This is a genomic window from Candidatus Purcelliella pentastirinorum, assembly GCF_028748785.1.
In the GTDB taxonomy this organism is placed as follows: Bacteria; Pseudomonadota; Gammaproteobacteria; order Enterobacterales; family Enterobacteriaceae; genus Purcelliella; species Purcelliella pentastirinorum_A.
Genome location: NZ_CP110496.1, coordinates 254,588 through 272,344, shown reverse-complemented (window position 1 = coordinate 272,344; position 17,757 = coordinate 254,588). Strand labels below are relative to the sequence as shown.

Annotated in this window: 15 protein-coding genes, 2 tRNA genes and 1 pseudogene; 5 read left to right on the top strand and 13 right to left on the bottom strand. The window is 21.9% G+C overall.

Features of this window, described 5'->3' with window-relative positions; translation table 11 throughout:
- Nucleotides 1-162 precede the first annotated feature (162 nt).
- The 12 genes and pseudogenes from pnp to greA all read right to left on the bottom strand — a co-directional run bounded on the left by pnp (nucleotide 163) and on the right by greA (nucleotide 11,660).
- Nucleotides 163-2,235, bottom strand: a complete 2,073-nt coding sequence (gene pnp / locus ONB71_RS01370) for a polyribonucleotide nucleotidyltransferase (protein ID WP_274360375.1) — start codon at nucleotides 2,233-2,235, stop codon at nucleotides 163-165.
- A 113-nt stretch (nucleotides 2,236-2,348) separates the two neighbouring features.
- Complete coding sequence (rpsO, locus tag ONB71_RS01365; RefSeq protein WP_274360374.1) at nucleotides 2,349-2,618, bottom strand: 30S ribosomal protein S15; 270 nt, start codon at nucleotides 2,616-2,618, stop codon at nucleotides 2,349-2,351.
- 71 nt (nucleotides 2,619-2,689) lie between these two features.
- Nucleotides 2,690-3,451 (bottom strand): tRNA pseudouridine(55) synthase TruB, encoded by a 762-nt coding sequence (gene truB / locus ONB71_RS01360; RefSeq protein ID WP_274360373.1) that lies wholly within the window; start codon nucleotides 3,449-3,451, stop codon nucleotides 2,690-2,692.
- Nucleotides 3,448-3,810: a 30S ribosome-binding factor RbfA gene (gene rbfA / locus ONB71_RS01355; RefSeq protein ID WP_274360372.1), complete on the bottom strand. Its 363-nt coding sequence runs from the start codon at nucleotides 3,808-3,810 to the stop codon at nucleotides 3,448-3,450. Before rbfA ends, truB begins: the two co-directional genes overlap by 4 nt.
- Before the next feature lie 15 nt (nucleotides 3,811-3,825).
- Nucleotides 3,826-6,159 (bottom strand): translation initiation factor IF-2, encoded by a 2,334-nt coding sequence (infB, locus tag ONB71_RS01350; RefSeq protein ID WP_274360371.1) that lies wholly within the window; start codon nucleotides 6,157-6,159, stop codon nucleotides 3,826-3,828.
- A gap of 15 nt (nucleotides 6,160-6,174) precedes the next feature.
- Entirely contained in the window at nucleotides 6,175-7,659 is a 1,485-nt protein-coding gene (gene nusA / locus ONB71_RS01345; RefSeq protein ID WP_274360370.1) for a transcription termination factor NusA, read from the bottom strand.
- Nucleotides 7,660-7,863: 204 nt separating this feature from the next.
- Nucleotides 7,864-7,940: transfer RNA gene (locus tag ONB71_RS01340), tRNA-Met, on the bottom strand.
- Between the two features lie 84 nt (nucleotides 7,941-8,024).
- Nucleotides 8,025-8,107 (bottom strand) — tRNA-Leu (locus ONB71_RS01335).
- 48 nt (nucleotides 8,108-8,155) lie between these two features.
- Entirely contained in the window at nucleotides 8,156-8,428 is a 273-nt protein-coding gene (gene secG / locus ONB71_RS01330) for a preprotein translocase subunit SecG (protein ID WP_274360369.1), read from the bottom strand.
- A 197-nt stretch (nucleotides 8,429-8,625) separates the two neighbouring features.
- A pseudogene (gene ftsH, locus ONB71_RS01325) lies at nucleotides 8,626-10,422 on the bottom strand (ATP-dependent zinc metalloprotease FtsH); the annotation flags it as partial.
- A 69-nt stretch (nucleotides 10,423-10,491) separates the two neighbouring features.
- Entirely contained in the window at nucleotides 10,492-11,094 is a 603-nt protein-coding gene (locus ONB71_RS01320; RefSeq protein WP_274360368.1) for an RlmE family RNA methyltransferase, read from the bottom strand.
- 89 nt (nucleotides 11,095-11,183) lie between these two features.
- The gene (gene greA / locus ONB71_RS01315; RefSeq protein ID WP_274360367.1) at nucleotides 11,184-11,660 is read right to left on the bottom strand and encodes a transcription elongation factor GreA; all 477 of its coding nucleotides are present in this window, start codon (nucleotides 11,658-11,660) and stop codon (nucleotides 11,184-11,186) included.
- Nucleotides 11,661-11,895: 235 nt separating this feature from the next.
- Between greA and pyrF the strand changes: the two genes are divergently transcribed.
- A complete protein-coding gene (gene pyrF / locus ONB71_RS01310; RefSeq protein ID WP_274360366.1) occupies nucleotides 11,896-12,603 on the top strand; it encodes an orotidine-5'-phosphate decarboxylase in 708 nt (235 codons plus the stop codon).
- 358 nt (nucleotides 12,604-12,961) lie between these two features.
- Here pyrF and ONB71_RS01305 read toward each other — a convergent pair whose 3' ends face one another.
- A complete protein-coding gene (locus tag ONB71_RS01305) occupies nucleotides 12,962-13,564 on the bottom strand; it encodes a peroxiredoxin (protein ID WP_274360774.1) in 603 nt (200 codons plus the stop codon).
- 144 nt (nucleotides 13,565-13,708) lie between these two features.
- On the opposite strand from ONB71_RS01305, the gene yajC reads away from it, so the two are divergent.
- The 4 genes from yajC (at nucleotide 13,709) to ONB71_RS01285 (ending at nucleotide 17,577) form a co-directional block, all read left to right on the top strand.
- Nucleotides 13,709-14,044 carry a preprotein translocase subunit YajC gene (gene yajC, locus ONB71_RS01300; protein WP_274360365.1) on the top strand — a complete coding sequence of 112 codons (336 nt, stop codon included), beginning with the start codon at nucleotides 13,709-13,711 and terminating at the stop codon, nucleotides 14,042-14,044.
- A 66-nt stretch (nucleotides 14,045-14,110) separates the two neighbouring features.
- Complete coding sequence (cyoA, locus tag ONB71_RS01295; RefSeq protein WP_274360364.1) at nucleotides 14,111-14,935, top strand: ubiquinol oxidase subunit II; 825 nt, start codon at nucleotides 14,111-14,113, stop codon at nucleotides 14,933-14,935.
- A gap of 55 nt (nucleotides 14,936-14,990) precedes the next feature.
- Nucleotides 14,991-16,937 (top strand): cytochrome o ubiquinol oxidase subunit I, encoded by a 1,947-nt coding sequence (cyoB, locus tag ONB71_RS01290; protein WP_274360363.1) that lies wholly within the window; start codon nucleotides 14,991-14,993, stop codon nucleotides 16,935-16,937.
- A gap of 37 nt (nucleotides 16,938-16,974) precedes the next feature.
- Nucleotides 16,975-17,577: a cytochrome c oxidase subunit 3 gene (locus ONB71_RS01285; RefSeq protein ID WP_274360362.1), complete on the top strand. Its 603-nt coding sequence runs from the start codon at nucleotides 16,975-16,977 to the stop codon at nucleotides 17,575-17,577.
- The last annotated feature ends 180 nt before the right edge of the window (nucleotides 17,578-17,757 follow it).

Here is a 17,757-nt window from a genome sequence, read left to right as displayed (position 1 = left end):
TAATTGTATTTAATTTTTAAATATAAAATAAATATTTTATTTACGAGGATAATATAGGGTATAAAAAAAATTTAAAATAAAATATAAAAATTTTTTTTATAATTGTTTATTTTTTAATTTTATTTATTTAGATGTGTTTTTTGATATTTCACATAATTTTGATTATTTCATGCTTAAACGAAATCTATTATGTCTATCAATTTCTAGTACTCTGACTTTTACTTCTTGTCCTATTTGTAAATGATCTGTAATTTTATTTATTCTTTTTTCTGAAATTTGTGATATATGTATTAATCCTTCTTTTCCCATTCCTATTTTGACAAAAGCCCCAAAATCTACTATTTTGGTTATTTTCCCCTTATAAATATTTCCTACTTCTATTTCTTGCGTTAATTTTTTTATTCTCTTTATAGCTTTTTTAGTTTTTTTTTCGTTATTTGCAGCTATTTTTATTGTTCCGTTGTCTTTTATTTCTATTGAAGTACCTGTTTTTTCTGTGATTTCTCTAATGATAGATCCACCCTTACCTATAATATTTTTTATTTTTTCTGGTTTTATTTTCATTGTATATATTCTAGGAGCATATATAGAAATATTATTTTTGGGTTTATTGATTGCTTTATTCATTACATTAATAATATGTATTCTAGCATGTTTTGCTTTATTTAGAGCTATTTTTATGATCTCATAAGTAATATTTTTTATTTTCATATCCATTTGTAAGGCAGTTATTCCATTTTTACTTCCTGCTACTTTAAAATCCATATCTCCTAAGTGGTCTTCGTCTCCTAAAATATCGGATAAAATTACATATTTATCTTTTTCCTTTATTAAACCCATTGCTATACCTGCTATTGCTGTCTTAATAGGAACTCCTGCATCCATTAATGCTAATGATGCTCCGCATACAGATGCCATAGATGATGATCCATTTGATTCAGTTATTTCTGATACAATACGTATTGTATAAGGAAATGCTTTTTGTTTAGGCATTATAGCTAATATACTATTTTTAGCTAACCATCCGTGACCTACTTCTCTTCTTTTAGGTATTCCTATTTTACCTATTTCTCCGACAGAATATGGTAAAAAATTATAATGAAATAATATATTGTCTGTATGCATACCATGTAATTCGTCTACATTTTGTGCATCACGTGTTGTACCTAATGTTACTGTTACTAGTGCTTGTGTTTCACCTCTTGTAAATAATGCTGATCCATGAGTTCTAGGTAATATATGTGTTCGTATATCTAGTGCTCTGATCATGTCTTTTTCTCTACCATCTATTCTTACTTTATTTTTTATAATATTTTTTCTTACTATTTTTTTTTCTATTTTATTAAAAATATTTGAAATATCATTTTCTTTTATTTTTTTATTTAAAATATTTAATTTGGATATTATTTTATTTTTTATTTCATCAATTTTATTTAATCTTATTTGTTTTTCTATTATGTTGTACGCTATTTTTAATTTATTTTTGACATTTTTTTTAACTTGATAGTATAAATCTTTATTATTATTTATTACAGGTTTAATGTAATTATTATTATCATATTTTTTTGTTAAGGACTTTATTTGATTAATTACATTTTTTTGTTCGTTATGTCCAAATATTATTGCATCTAATATTTTACTTTCATTTAATAAATTAGATGTTGATTCTACCATTAACACTGCATCTTTTGTACCTGATATAATTAAATTTAAATCACTTTTTTTTATTTCATCATATGTGGGATTTAAAATATATTGGTTATTTATATATCCAACTCTAGCAGCTCCTATTGGCCCATTAAATGGTATATTGGACAAATGTAATGCGGCTGAAGTTCCTATTATAGATATAATATCAGGGTTTATTTGTGGGTTAAGTGAAATTACTGTTGCGATAATTTGAATTTCATCTGTATAATTATTTGGAAATAGAGGACGAATTGGTCTATCTATTAATCTTCCAGTTAATATTTCGTTTTCACTCGGTCTTCCTTCTCTTCTAAAAAAACTACCTGGTATACGTCCTGCTGCATATGCACGTTCTTGATAATGTACCGTTAATGGAAAAAAATTTTGTTCATTTTTATTGTTTTTTTTATTAACTATACTGATTAATATAGTTGTTTCATCCATGCTAGCTATTATTGAAGACGAAGATTGTCTTGCTATAGTTCCTGTTTCTAATGTAACAATATTACGACCATATTGAAATTTAGATATTGTTGAGTTTAACAAAACATATTCCTTTAATATTATAAGTTGTTGTTTTTAGAATATTATATCAAAATTTATACATGTATTGTATATAAATAATTTTTTAAATTTAATATTTTTTTTATTTTTTTTTTTTAATGTCTTAATTTTAACATTTTTATTAATTTTTTATATTCTGTATTTTTATTTTTTTTGATATATTTTAATAATTTTTTTCTTTTTGATATCATTTTTAATAATCCATATTTACTATGTTTATCTTTTTTATTTTTGATAAAATGTTTTTGTAATTTATTTATTTTTTTTGTTAATAATGCTATTTGTATATTGCTTGATCCTGTATCTTTGTTTTTTAATTTAAAATTATTGATGATTTCAAATTTTTCTTCTTTATTTAAAGGCATAATTTTATAATCCTGTTTTTATATTTTATTTTTTAATTTAATTATTTTATTATATTATGTAGTTTATTATTTTAAAATTTTAATTCTTTGTCTGGAAAGTATACTTTTCTAAATTTATTAAGAATATTTAATGTTATGTTGTTTTTATTTTTATAATATGATGTAACTATATTTTTTATACTTATTAATTTTATTGAATTTTTTAGAGTATACGTTCCTAATTGTAATCTTCTTAAAAAGATTACATGTGCTCCACAATTTAATAATTCACCTAATTCATTTATTATTGATCTTATGTATGTTCCTTTTGAACAGGTTATTTTTATTTTAATTTTATCTATTTTATAATTTATTAATTTTATTTTGTGAATATAAATTTTTTTTTTTTTAATTGGAATTTTAATATTTTTTCTTGCGTAATAATATAGTGGTTTTCCTTTATATTTTAATGCCGAATATATTGGTGGTTTTTGTATTTGTTCTCCATGAAAATCATTTATTATTTTTTGTATTTTTTTTTTTGAAAAATTTATTTTTCTAGTTTTTAATATTATTCCTTCTTTATCAAAAGTATTTGTATTTTCACCTAATTTAGCAATAACTAAATATTTTTTCTTTTGTTCAACTAAGTATTGTGTTTTTTTGGTAGTTTTTCCTATACATATAGGTAATATTCCTGTTGCAATTGGATCTAATGTACCCACATATCCAGCTTTTTTTATTTTTAATATTTTTTTTATTTGTTGTAAATTATTATTTGAACTTAATCCATATTCTTTATCTAATAATATCATTCCATCTATATTATTTTCTTTTATGTTTTTTTTATTCATTTATTGGTTTTTTTTAATTTTTTAATTAATTTAAATATTTTTATTCCATTATCTAAAGAATAGTCATATAAAAAGTTTAATATAGGTATATTTTTAATGTACATCTTTTTTTTCAGTAAAATTCTAATATAACCTGATGCTTTATTTAAAATATTTAATATATTTTTTTTATTTAAATTTTCATTTTTTATAAACATAATAAAAATATTTGCATATTTTAGATCATTTGACATAATTATGTCTGATAAAATTATTATTTTTTCAAGACGAGGGTCTTTTATTTTTAATAATATTATATTAGCTATATTTTTTTTGAGTTCCTTAGCTATTTTTAATGATCTTGTTTTATTTTTATTCATATTTTTTTATTATTTTTATAATGTTTTGATTATATCACCTGGTAAAATATTATTTAGATTTTTTAAAGTTATACCACATTCGGAACCTGTATTAACTTCTTTAACATCTGTTTTAAATCTTCTTAAAGATTCTATTTTACCATTGTACATTATTTTTTCGTTTCTTATTACAATTACATTGCTAAAATTTTTTATTGTTCCTTCTTTTATAAGACATCCAGCAATTGTACCAAAATTTGGAGATTTAAATATGTTTTTTACTTCAGCTATTCCTTGTTTATTTTTATTTTTTTGTTTTTTTTCAATATTTTTTATAATTAATTCTATATCTTCAATTAATTTATATATGATATTATGATATCTTATTTTTATTTTTGTATTTTTTATTATTTTTTTTATTGTATTTTCACTTTTTACGTTAAAACCAAATATTATAGATTTTGTTGTATTTGCTAAATTAACATCTGTTTTTGTTATCCAACCTATGTTATAGGATATAATATTTATTTTAACAGTTTTATTTTTTAATTGATATATTGTGTCTAGTATTGCTCTTAATTGTCCATGATTATTTGCTTTAATTAAAATATTTATTTTTTGTATATTTTCTTTAAATATATCTTGTTTGTCATTTTTTATGATTTTATTAAATTTAATTTCTCTTTTTTGTTTTTTTCTGTAAAATGCTATTTCTTTAGCTATTTTTTCATTCTGTGTGACAGTTATTACATCTCCTATATTAGGAATACCTGATAAACCAAGTATTTTAACTGGTACTGAAGGAAATACTTCATTTATTTTTTCATTATGCTCATTATGCATTGCTTTTATTTTTCCATATTTTGTTCCACATAATATAATATTTCCTTTTTTCAAAATTCCTTCTTTTGTAATTACATTTATTATTGGTCCTTTTTGTTTATCTAAATACGATTCAATAACTATTCCTTTAGCTAAAGTGTTTATATTTGTTTTTAATTCTAATATTTCAGATTGTAATATAATATTTTCTAATAGTTCGTTTATACCCTGTCCGAATTTTGCAGATATTTCCACAAATAGATTTTCACCTCCCCATTCTTCTGGAATTATATTATATTTTGTTAATTCTTTTTTTATTTCTTTTGATTTTGATTTTATTATATCTATTTTATTAATAGCAACTATAATTGGCACTTTAACTCTTTGTGCTTGATTAATTGCTTCTATTGTTTGTGGCATTATTCCGTCATTTGCTGCTATTATTAATACTATTATATCTGTTATTTTTGCACCGCTAGATCTCATTGTTGTAAAAGCCGAATGTCCTGGAGTATCTATAAATGTAATTAATCCTTTTTCAGTATTTATTTGATATGAATATAAATTTTGTGTAATATTACCATCTTCTTTGTATTTTGTTCTATTTGAATTTATATATTTTAATAATGATGTTTTACCATGATCCACATGTCCCATAATTGTAACTATTGGAGGTCTTATTTTTATTATTGGTTTTTTATTATTTTTTTGATTTGTTGTATTTTTTTTTTCAAAATTATTTTTTTTTGAAAAAGTTATTTTGTAACCTAATTCTTCTACGATTAATTGTATTATTTCTTTATTTATCAATTCATTTTTTATTGAATTTATTCCTATATCATTAATAATTTTTATTATTTTAGATTTTTTTATGGCCATTTTTTTGGCTAAATCTATAACAGACATATTATTTTTTATAGTAATTTCTTTGTTAATATCTTTTTTTAATTTATTAAAATTTTGTTTTAAAATGGTTTTTTTATTTTTTTTATTTAGTATATTTATTTTATTTTTTTTTATATTATTTTTTATGTTATTTTTTTCTTTTATTTTTGTATATAATGTTTTTTTATTTTGTTTTTTATAGTCGTAAATATTAAAATCTGTTTCTATGATTTTGTTTTTTTTATCTATATTTGTTTGTTTTTGTTTTAATTTAGTAATTTCATGGTTATTAATTTCTTTTATTTTATTTTTACTATTTATTAATTTAAATATTTTTTTTATTTTTTTTGTTTTTAATGTGTTTTTTTTATTATTATTTATATTTTTTATATAAGTGTGTTTTTTTCTAATTTCTATTTGTATTGATTTATTTATACCATTTATAGTAGGAATATTATAAATACTTAGTTTTTTTCTTTTAATTGTAAATTTTTTTTGTGTATTTTTTTTATTTTCAAAATATTTTAATATTATTTTTTTTTCTTTACAATTTATTGTGTCATTAATAGATTTATATATACCTATGTTTGAAAGTTTTTTTATTAATTTTGTTTTTGATATTTTTATTTTTTTAGCTAATTTTTTTATATTTATATCACACATTTTTTTGCCTATAAATCATTGATTATGTTTATTAAACCAACAGATATTTCTTGCTTCCATAATTAATTCTCCAGCTATTTTATTGTTTAATTCTTTTATTTTTATTAAATCATGTATATCTTGATCTGCTAAATTTTCTAAATTTAATATACCTTTATTTATTAAACTTAATGCAATTTTTTTATTTATGATTTTTATTTTAGAGAAGTTTTTAATTATTTTATTGTTTTTTTTTTCGTTAATTAATTCTATTATTTCTAGGGATTTTTTTGCTTTTTTTCTTAATGATTTTAAGATATTATTATTAATTAATTTTATTTCCATTAATTCTTCAATTGGTATATATGCAATTTCTTCTAATGAATTTATTCCTTCTTTTATTAGTAATAAAGCTAATTTTTCATCTATCTGCAAATATTTCACGAATTTATCTATTATTTTATTTTTTTCTTTTTTATTTTTTTTAGATAATTCGTTGTTTGTCATAACATTAATTTCCCACCCTGTTAATTGAGATGCTAGACGTACATTTTGTCCATTCCTACCTATTGCTTGAGCTAAATTTTTTTCCGTTACTGCAATATCCATTGTATTTTTATCTTCATCTACTATTATAGAAATTACATCTGCTGGAGCCATTGCATTTATTACAAATTGTACCGGATTATTATCCCATAATATTATATCTATTTTTTCTCCATTTAATTCGCTAGATGTTGCTTGTACTCTAGAACCTCTCATGCCTATACATGCTCCTATAGGGTCTATACGTTTATCGTTTGTTTTAACTGCAATTTTTGCTCTTGACCCCGGATCTCTAGCAGCTGCTTTTATTTCAATTATATCTTCTCCTATTTCAGGCACTTCTATTTTAAATAATTCAATTAACATTTCTGGTTTGCTACGTGTAATAAATAGTTGTGCTTTTCTCCATTCAGGTTTTATTAAATATAGTACACCTCTTACTCTATCTCCTATTCTAAAATTTTCTCTGGGTAGCATATCTTCACGTAAGATTATTGCTTCTGCATTATTACCTAAATCTAATGTTATGTTTTCTCTATTTATTCTTTTTATTACTCCTGTTATTATATTACCTTTTCTTTTTTGAAATTGTTCTATTATCATTAAACGTTCTGCTTCTCTTACCTTTTGTACTATTACTTGTTTAGCGGTTTGAGTAGTTATTCTATCAAATTTAATAGATTTAATTTTGTCTTCTATATAGTCTCCTATGTTTAGTTCTTTATTTTCAATTTTTGCGGCTTCTAATGTAATTTCTTTTGTAGGATATATTACTTCTTTAACTATTAACCATCTTCTAAAACTATTTAATGAGCCTGTTTTTCTATCTATATATATCCTCACGTTTATGTCTTTTTCGTATTTTTTTTTAGTTGCTGTAGCTAATGCTTTTTCTAATGCATCGAAAATTTTTTCTTGGGGTAATGATTTTTCATTAGAAACAGATTCTATAACATTTAAAATTTCTTTTGTCATTTTTTACCTTTTATTTTAATTATTTTTGAAATTTTAATTTTTTATTTTTTTGTTATAAAATTTTAAAGATGATTATGTTTTTTAATAAATTATTATTTAATATTTTTTTATTTATTTGAATTTAAAAAATTATTTTGATGAAATAATGTGTTATTATTTTTTTGTATTATTAGTTTTATCAAAATTTACATGCGTTTTTATTATTGGTTGCGGGGGTTGGACTTGAACCAACGACCTTCGGGTTATGAGCCCGACGAGCTACCAAACTGCTCCACCCCGCTTTGATTGATAAAAAAATTAAAATACAAAGCAATATTTAATATTAGTATATTATTTTGAATGAATCAATATTTATTATTTTAATTTACCGAGGACGGGACTTGAACCCGTAAACCCTACAGGTACTACCATCTCAAAGTAGCGTGTTTTCCAATTTCACCACCTCGGTGTTTTTTAATTAATAATTTTATTCATTATAAATATAGTATTTTATTATTTATTTTGTATTTATATGTTCCCATTTGTTAAAATAAATGTTTTTATTAAAATTGTAATTATTTAATAATAAACTAATTATAAAAAATAATATTGATAATATGTATATTAAATTATTTATTATATTATTTGAATATTTGTTATCTATTATAGACATAACATTATTTATGTTAAGTGATTTGCCAACTTCTATATTATTATTTTTTTGTATTAATATTAAAGCAGTTAATATAAATGATGTTACTAAAAATAATATTAAAAAAAAATTATTCATATTCTTGCCTTTTATTTATAAAATTAAATACTAGTTAGTTTTATTTTGAACTTATTATCAAAAATTTATTTTATATAATTTTATTTCCACATACAATTAATTTAATTTATCAGATTTTATTTTTTTTATATTTTATAAATTAATTATCTGATATTTTAGTTTATTTTATTTTTAATTTTTTTTAATTCCTCTGTTGTTTTTATATTTTTTCTTGATATTAAATCATCAATTTGTTTAGCATCTATTGTTTCATATTCCATTAATGCATTTTTCATAGCATGTAAAATATCTAAATTTTTATTTAATATGTTTTTAGCCCTTTTGTAATTATTTTCTATTAATAATTTTATTTCTTGATCTATAATTCTAGCAGTATCTTCAGATATATGTTTATTTTTTGTCATAGATCTTCCTAAAAATATTTCTTCTTCTTCCTCTGCATATAATAAAGGTCCTAATTTTTCTGAAAACCCCCATTTTGTAATCATATTTCTAGCTAACGTAGTAGCAACTTTTATATCATTAGATGATCCAGTTGAAATATTTTCAGTGCCGTAAATAATTTCTTCAGCTAATCTACCTCCATATAATGTTGAAATTTGACTTTCTAATTTTTTTTTATTGGTACTAATATTGTCATTTTTTGGTAAAAAAAATGTTACTCCTAAAGCTCTTCCTCTAGGAATTATAGTCACTTTATGTACTGGGTCGTGTTCTGGTAATAATCTTCCTATTATTGCATGTCCAGCTTCATGATATGCTGTAGATTCCTTTTGTAATTCTGTCATTACCATTGATTTTCTTTCTGTACCCATTAATATTTTATCTTTAGCTTTTTCAAATTCTAACATGGATACAACTTCTTTGTTATTTCTAGCTGCATATAAAGCCGCTTCATTTATTAAATTTGCTAAATCAGCCCCTGAAAAACCTGGTGTTCCTCTTGCTATAATTATTGGTTGTACATCCTTAGCTAGTGGAACTTTTTTCATATGTACTTTTAATATATGTTTTCTTCCACGAATATCAGGCAACTCTACTATTACTTGTCTATCAAATCTTCCAGGACGTAATAAAGCTGGATCTAGTACATCTGGTCTGTTTGTGGCTGCTATTACAATTATTCCTTCATTTCCTTCGAATCCATCCATTTCTACTAACATTTGATTTAATGTTTGTTCTCTTTCATCATGTCCACCACCTAATCCCGCTCCTCTTTGTCTACCTACAGCATCAATTTCATCTATAAAAATTATACATGGTGAAGATTTTTTTGCCTGTCCAAACATATCTCTTACTCTTGATGCTCCAACACCAACAAACATTTCTACGAAATCAGATCCTGAAATTGTAAAAAATGGTACTTTTGCTTCACCTGCAATTGCTTTAGCTAATAAGGTTTTTCCTGTTCCTGGAGGACCAACCATTAGCAGACCTTTTGGAATCTTACCTCCTAATTTTTGAAATTTTTTTGAATTTTTTAGATATTCCACTAATTCCATAACTTCTTCTTTTGCTTCGTCACACCCGGCTACATCTGCGAAAGTTGTTTTTATTTTATTTTCAGACAACATTTTAGCTTTACTTTTACCAAATAACATAGCACCTTTACCACCACCACCTTGTATTTGACGCATAAAAAATACCCATACACCTACAAGCAATAACATAGGAAACCAAGAGATGAATATTGAAGCTATTAAACTTGGATCTTCAGGTGCTTCTCCTATTACTGTTACATTTTTTGTTAATAAAATATCTAATAGTTTTGGGTCATTAACGGGGATATAAGTGATATATTTGGTATTATCTTTATTTTTAATTTTAATTTCTCTTCCATTAATACATACTTCTTTTACCTTGTTTTTATTAACTTCTAACATAAAAGTTGAATAATCTATTTTATGATAATTTATTTCATTAGTACTAAAATTTTGAAATGCCGAAATTAGTATAATAGCTACTACTAACCATAAAATTAAATTTTTTGCCATGTCATTCAAGACAACAACCTCATATTAAAGATAATTTTGTTTATTTAATAAGTTAATTTAAATAAAATATTAAATTTTATTTGTTGCTAAGATATAAATTTCTCTAGAAGATATTTTTGAAGCATATGGTTTTCTTATTTTTACTATTTTAAATAGGGTATGAATATATTTTAAGTAATCATTTAATTCTTTGCTTTGAAATGCTTTTATTAACATTTTACCTTCTTTTTTTAATATTTTTTTTGCTATTTTAGTTGCTAATTTAATTAGATTGATCGATTTTGGTATATCTATTGATGGTATACCACTAATATTTGGTGACATATCTGACATTAATAAATCGACTTTTTTTTTGTTTATTGATTTTATCAATTTATTTTTTATTGATTTTCTTTTTATATCTCCCTTTATAAAATTTATTCCGTTTATTGGTTTCATAGGCAATATATCATTAGATATTATCAAACTTTTTTTTATATTTGTTTTTTTAACTGCGTATTTAGACCACCCTCCGGGAGCTGATCCTAAATCTATAATTATCATATTTTTTTTAAATAATTTATCTTTTTTGTTTATTTGAGATAATTTATACCATGATCTTGCACGTAATTTTTTTTTAAATGCTTCTCTTGTATAAAAATCATTTGTATGTTTATTAAACCATCTATTCAAATTATTTTTTTATTTTTTTTTTCATATATAAACCATATTTTATTTATTAAATCAAGTATTTTTTTAATTAAAATATATTATTATAGTTTTTATATATATTCAACTTGTAGTATTTTATATTTTATTTTACCACATGGAGTTTGTATAATTGTATGATCACCTATTATTTTACATATTAAACCTCTAGCTATAGGGGAATTTACTGAAATAAGGTTTTCTTTTAAATTAGCTTCGTCATCACCGACTATTCTATAAGTAAATTTTTTTTTTAAGTTAATATTTAATATTGTTACTGTTGTTCCAAATATTATTTTACCATTATTAGGGATTTTTTTTATATCTATAATTTGTGCATTTGCTAATTTTGTTTCAATTTCTTGAATTTTACCTTCACAAAACCCTTGTTCTTCTCTAGCTGAATAATATTCAGCATTTTCTTTTAAATCTCCATGTTTACGTGCTTCTGCAATTAAAGAAATAATATGAGGTCTTTTGATTTTTTTAAGTTTATCAAGTTTTTTACGTAATTTTTTTGCTCCTCTTAATGTCATTGGAGTTTTTTTCATTGTTTAAATACCTCTTAAATTTAATTTATATTAATTTTTACAATGTATTATATCAATTAAATTATATTATAAATATTATGATATTTGCATATGATTTCTTTAATTTAAATATGATATTTTGATAAATTTGATAATGTTATTAACAGAATACAATTTTAAAATTATTTGTTTTTCATTTTATCATATTAATTAAGTCTTATAGTTTATTTTAAATTATATTAAGGATAATAAAATAATGTTCAATTTTTCTTATTTGCCAATTGTAGTAGCTTTGGATTTTTTTAATAAAAAAGATATATTAAATTTTATAGATCAAATTAATCCCACATTATGTCGTGTAAAAATTGGTATAAATACATTTATGTTATTTGGTTATAGATTGATAGATTTATTACATAAACGTGGATTTAAAATATTTTTGGATCTAAAATTTCATGATATTCCAAATACTGTTTTATCATCTATAGAAATCGCAGCTAAAATGGGTGTTTGGATGGTTGATATTCATGCTGTAAGTGGTAAAGGTGTATTACTTGAAGCTCGTAATGTTTTAGATAGATTTTATGGGGATGTTCCATTATTAATATCTGTTACATTATTAACTAGTTTAAATGATCATGATTTAATTGATTTAGGAATTTCATTTTCTACATATAATTATACAGAATTACTTGCTAAATTATCTTATGATTGTGGAATGGATGGTGTTGTTTGTTCCGGTTATGAAGCTAATAATTTAAAAATTAAATTTGGTAAAAACTTTAAGTTAATTGTACCAGGAATAAGATGTTACAATGATAATTGTAATGATCAAAAAAGAATAATTAATCCTATAAAAGCGAAAAAAATTGGAATAGATTATATAGTTATTGGTAGACCAATTATAAATTCATTAAATCCATTAAAGAAAATAAAAGATATTTTATTTTCCATTAATAGTTAATTTAATTATTTTATTTATATTTAGATTAATTTTTAATTATTAAAAACTTTACTTTAGTTTTTTTAAAATTATTTATTTTTTTTATAAAAAAATGTACTTATCTATGTTTTCTAGTATTTAATATTAATTTCAATTGTTCAAAATTTTTTTTTATTTTAAGTGTGTATTATTATTTGTTATTTATATATTATAATTATAAAATTAAATTATTTTTATTGTTTATTCTAATTCTTAAATTCTAAATATTTGTTTTTTAAGTAAAAAACATTCATGTAATTAACATTATTAAAACTATTATTTTTTTTTATAAAAATTAAAATTATTTTTTATATTTAATATCATATAATTTTTAATAAAATTATAAATCATCTAAATTATTACTTAGATATTTTGTGATTCCTTCAAAAGTAGGTTTTATAGTTTTTTTATTTTTTTTCCATTGAGCCGGACATACATTGCCATTTTTTTCATGTATTTGCAACGCATCTATTATTCTTAATATTTCATCTATATTTCTACCTAATGGTAAATCATTAACTGTTTGATGTCTAATTATGTTATTTTTATCTATTAAAAATGATGCACGTAATGCTACCCCATTCTTACTATCTTCTATACAGTAAGATTTTTGAATTTTTCTTTTTATATCAGAAACCATTACGTATTTTACCTCACCTATTCCCCCATCAGATATTTTTGTTTTTTTCCATTGTTGATGAACAAAAATTGAGTCTATTGAAATTCCTATTAATTTAACATTTCTTTTTTTAAAATTTTTATATCTTTTATTAAATGCTATTAATTCTGATGGACATACAAATGTAAAATCCATTGGCCAAAAAAATACTATGGCATATTTATTTTTTTTGTATTCTTTCATATTAAAATTTTGTGTCAATTTTCCATTGCCTAATATTGCAGGTGCAATAAAGTTAGGTGCTTCATGTGTAACCATTACCATAATATTATCTCGAATAATAATCATAATTAATCATTTAATTTAACATATATTTAATATTTCTACAAGTTTATTTTTACTCTTTTGTATGATAAAATTTATTTTATTCAAATTACTGTTCTGTATAAAATAATAAAAGGTAATTAAATGAGAGTATTTTTTTCTAATGTTTCTGATTCTATGGATTATGTCAATCAAAGTAGTTCATATTCTATATTTTTTATGTTATTTATTTTTATTTTAGTTTTTTATTTTTTAATTTTACGTCCTCAGCAAAAACGTTCCAAAGAGCATAAAAATATAGTCGAATCAATTACAAAAGGTGAAGAGATATTAACAACTAGTGGTTTAATCGGTCGTGTTGTTAAAATTAATAGCGCTGATTATATTACTTTATTGATAAATTCTTCTACTGAAGTAATTATAAAACGTGATTTTATTTCCAATATTTTACCTAAAGGTACTATAAATGGTTTGAAATAGAATTATTTTAATTAAATTTTTAATATTTTATTTGATTAAAATATTATTTGTTTAATGAGGTTTTTTATGTATAAATGTTTTTTTATATTACTAACCATTTTGTTGAGTGGTTGTAGTGTCGATTTTTTATCTACTGGAGGGGTGATTGCAACTGAAGAACATAAATTAATATTTATATCATTTATTTTAATGCTTTTTGTAGTTTTGCCAGTGATATTTATGACAATATTTTTTGTTTTTAGGTATAAAGCTAATAAAAATAGTGTTTATCTTCCTAATTGGAATAAATCTAATATTATAGAATTAATAATTTGGATTATTCCAATTTTTATTATATTTTTCTTAGCATTAATTACATGGAGAACAACTCATAAATTAGATCCTAGTAGAATTATTGGAAATAAAAATAATTATCTTGAAATTCATGTTATAGCATTAGATTGGAAATGGTTATTTATTTATCCTAAATATTCTGTAGGAATTGTAAACAAAGTTATAATTCCATTAAATACTACGATATTGTTTAGAGTTACTTCCAATTCTGTTATGAATTCTTTTTTTATACCTAATTTAGGAAGTCAAATTTATGCTATGCCTGGTATGAGTACTAAATTGTATTTAATTGCAAGTAAACCCGGAATATATCATGGTATATCCTCCAATTATAGTGGTATTGGATTTTCTAATATGAAATTTATTACTTATGTTGAACCAACACATGAAAGTTTTTTAAAATGTGTAAATTTCATTAAAAAATCTAAATTTAAAATAAACACAATGTTTGATTTTGAAGAATTAGCTTTACCTACTACAAATCATTTTATAAAATATTATTCTTATGTTAATAGTAATACATTTTTTCAAATAATTAATAAATTTAAAAATTATTAAAATTAAACTACCAATATTACTTAAAAGGTTTTTATTTTTATTATGGAGTTAGGAGATGTTTGGTAAATTAACTTTGGATGCAATTTCTTTTCATGAACCTATTATTTTATCTACAATTATTTTTGTTTTTTTTGTAACTATATTTTTGATTTTTATAATTACTTATTTAAAAAAATGGAAATATTTATGGTCTGAATGGTTCACTAGTGTTGATCATAAAAGATTAGGTATAATGTATATTATTTTATCTTTAGTTATGTTGTTTAGAGGTTTTATTGATGCTTTAATGATGAGAGGACAACAAGTATTATCTTCAAATTATCATCAGGGGTTTTTATCCTCAGAACATTATGATCAAATTTTTACTGCTCATGGTGTAATAATGATATTTTTTGTTGCTATGCCTTTTATTATTGGTTTTATGAATTATATAATACCTTTGCAAATTGGTTGTCGTGATATTGCTTTTCCTTTTTTAAATAATTTAAGTTTTTGGTTGACTTTTGCAGGTGTTGTTTTAATAAATTTATCTTTATGGATAGGTGAATTTGCTCGTACTGGTTGGTTAGCATATCCGCCCTTATCAGAATTACAATATAGTCCTGGCGTTGGTGTAGATTATTGGATATGGAGTTTGCAAATATCAGGAATAGGTACTTTATTAACTGGAATTAATTTTTGTGTTACTATTTTAAAAATGCGTGCTAAGGGTATGACTTTATTTAGAATGCCTATTTTTACATGGACTACTCTTTGTTCAAATATACTTATCATATTGTCATTTCCTGTTTTGACAGCAACTTTATTATTATTAACATTAGATAGATATTTAAATTTTCATTTTTTTACTAATGATTTAGGTGGCAATGTAATGATGTATGTAAATTTAATTTGGATTTGGGGTCATCCAGAGGTTTATATATTAATTTTACCTGCTTTTGGTATCTTTTCAGAAGTAGTATCTACTTTTTCAAAGAAAAAAATTTTTGGATATGTTTCTTTAGTTTGGGCTACTATTTCAATTACATTCCTTTCATTTATTGTATGGATGCATCATTTTTTTACAATGGGTGCTGGCGCTGATGTTAATTCTTTTTTTGGTATTGCTACTATGATTATTGCTATACCTACTGGTGTAAAGGTTTTTAATTGGTTATTTACCATCTATAGAGGTAAAGTATATTTACATTCTTCAATAATGTGGACTATAGGTTTTTTAATAGTTTTTTCTATAGGTGGTATGGCTGGAGTTTTATTAGCAGTTCCTGGAGCAGATTTTATTTTACATAATAGTTTATTTTTAGTTGCTCATTTTCATACAGTTATTATAGGTGGAGTAGTATTTAGTTTATTTGCTGGAATATCATATTGGTTTCCTAAATTTTTTGGTTTTACTTTAAATGAATTCATTGGTAAGATTGCGTTTTGGTTTTGGTTTATTGGTTTTTTTGTATCTTTTATTCCTTTATATTTTTTAGGATTAATGGGTATGACTAGAAGATTAAGTCAAAATATTGATCATAATTATCATAATTTATTAGTTTTGTCTGCAATTGGTACGATTTTAATTACCATTGGTATAATTTTTCAAATAGTTCAATTTGTTGTTTCCATTATTTATCGTAACGAAAATATTGATTTGACAGGTGATCCCTGGGATGGTAGAACTTTAGAATGGTCTATATCTTCACCTCCTCCTATTTATAATTTTTCTGTTTTACCTAATGTTTATAGTAAAGATGCTTTTTGGAAAATGAAAAAAAACAATAATAAAAATAAAAATTATAAATTTGATAAATATATATATTTGCCTAAAAATAATTGTTTTGGTATTTTAATATCATTTTTCACTTTATTAGTAGGGTTTTCTGCTATATGGCATATTTGGTGGTTATTTTGTTTATCAATTATTTTTGTTTTTATAGTTTTTATTTTTAAGACTTTTGAAAGTGATAATTTTTTTATTATTAAAGGACATATAATTAAAAATAAAAAAAAATAGATATATTTTAATTTCATCTTTTATATGGATAAATTTAATGAATTTAATATATTTTAAGAAAAATAATTTAAAATATGAAGAAAATTTTTCAAATAGAATTATAGGTTTTTGGTTTTATTTATTAAGTGATTTGATTATTTTTGGTGTTTTATTTACAGTATATATAATTATGAGTTTTAATTTTCATAATTTAGTTGATTTTAATAAAGTGTTTAATTTCTATGTGATTTTTTTTGAAACTATTTTATTATTATTTAGTTCTTTTAGTTATGGTATTTTTTTAGTTTTTTTAAAGAAATTTTATTCTAAGATTTATTGTATTTTATTTTTATGTATAACTTTCATTTTAGGTTTTGGTTTTGTTTTTTTAGAATTTTATGAATTTTATAATTTGTATCTTTTAGGTTTTTCTCCTTTGATTAATGGTTTTTTTTCAGCATTTTTTACTTTGTTAGGTATTCATGGATTACATGTTATTTGTGGTTTAATTTGGATATTAGTTATGTTATTTCATTTTCATTATCATGGTTTTAGTAAAATTAATATTAATCGTTTTATTTGTTTAGGATTATTTTGGCATTTGTTAGATATAGTATGGATATTTTTATACAATTTTGTGTATTTAATAGGAGTAGTTTAATGAAATATTTATTTAAAAAATTCATTTTTTTAAATAATGAAATTAAATTATATATAACAGGTGTATTTTCATCTTTATTTTTAATTGTGTTGTCTTTTTTTGTTATATTTTATAAAATTTTTAATTATAATATAACCCTAGATTTAATTTATTTTTTTATGGTATTTCAGTTCATAATAC

Bases quoted from the DNA above. Each gene is read 5' to 3' on its own strand.
- rpsO (WP_274360374.1), bottom strand. From the start codon at position 2,618: ATGCCTTTAAATAAAGAAGAAAAATTTGAAATCATCAATAATTTTAAA.
- truB (WP_274360373.1), bottom strand. From the start codon at position 3,451: ATGAATAAAAAAAACATAAAAGAAAATAATATAGATGGAATGATATTA.
- rbfA (WP_274360372.1), bottom strand. From the start codon at position 3,810: ATGAATAAAAATAAAACAAGATCATTAAAAATAGCTAAGGAACTCAAA.
- infB (WP_274360371.1), bottom strand. From the start codon at position 6,159: ATGTGTGATATAAATATAAAAAAATTAGCTAAAAAAATAAAAATATCA.
- nusA (WP_274360370.1), bottom strand. From the start codon at position 7,659: ATGACAAAAGAAATTTTAAATGTTATAGAATCTGTTTCTAATGAAAAA.
- secG (WP_274360369.1), bottom strand. From the start codon at position 8,428: ATGAATAATTTTTTTTTAATATTATTTTTAGTAACATCATTTATATTA.
- greA (WP_274360367.1), bottom strand. From the start codon at position 11,660: ATGAAAAAAACTCCAATGACATTAAGAGGAGCAAAAAAATTACGTAAA.
- pyrF (WP_274360366.1), top strand. From the start codon at position 11,896: ATGTTCAATTTTTCTTATTTGCCAATTGTAGTAGCTTTGGATTTTTTT.
- ONB71_RS01305 (WP_274360774.1), bottom strand. From the start codon at position 13,564: ATGGTAATGGTTACACATGAAGCACCTAACTTTATTGCACCTGCAATA.
- yajC (WP_274360365.1), top strand. From the start codon at position 13,709: ATGAGAGTATTTTTTTCTAATGTTTCTGATTCTATGGATTATGTCAAT.
- cyoA (WP_274360364.1), top strand. From the start codon at position 14,111: ATGTATAAATGTTTTTTTATATTACTAACCATTTTGTTGAGTGGTTGT.
- cyoB (WP_274360363.1), top strand. From the start codon at position 14,991: ATGTTTGGTAAATTAACTTTGGATGCAATTTCTTTTCATGAACCTATT.
- ONB71_RS01285 (WP_274360362.1), top strand. From the start codon at position 16,975: ATGAATTTAATATATTTTAAGAAAAATAATTTAAAATATGAAGAAAAT.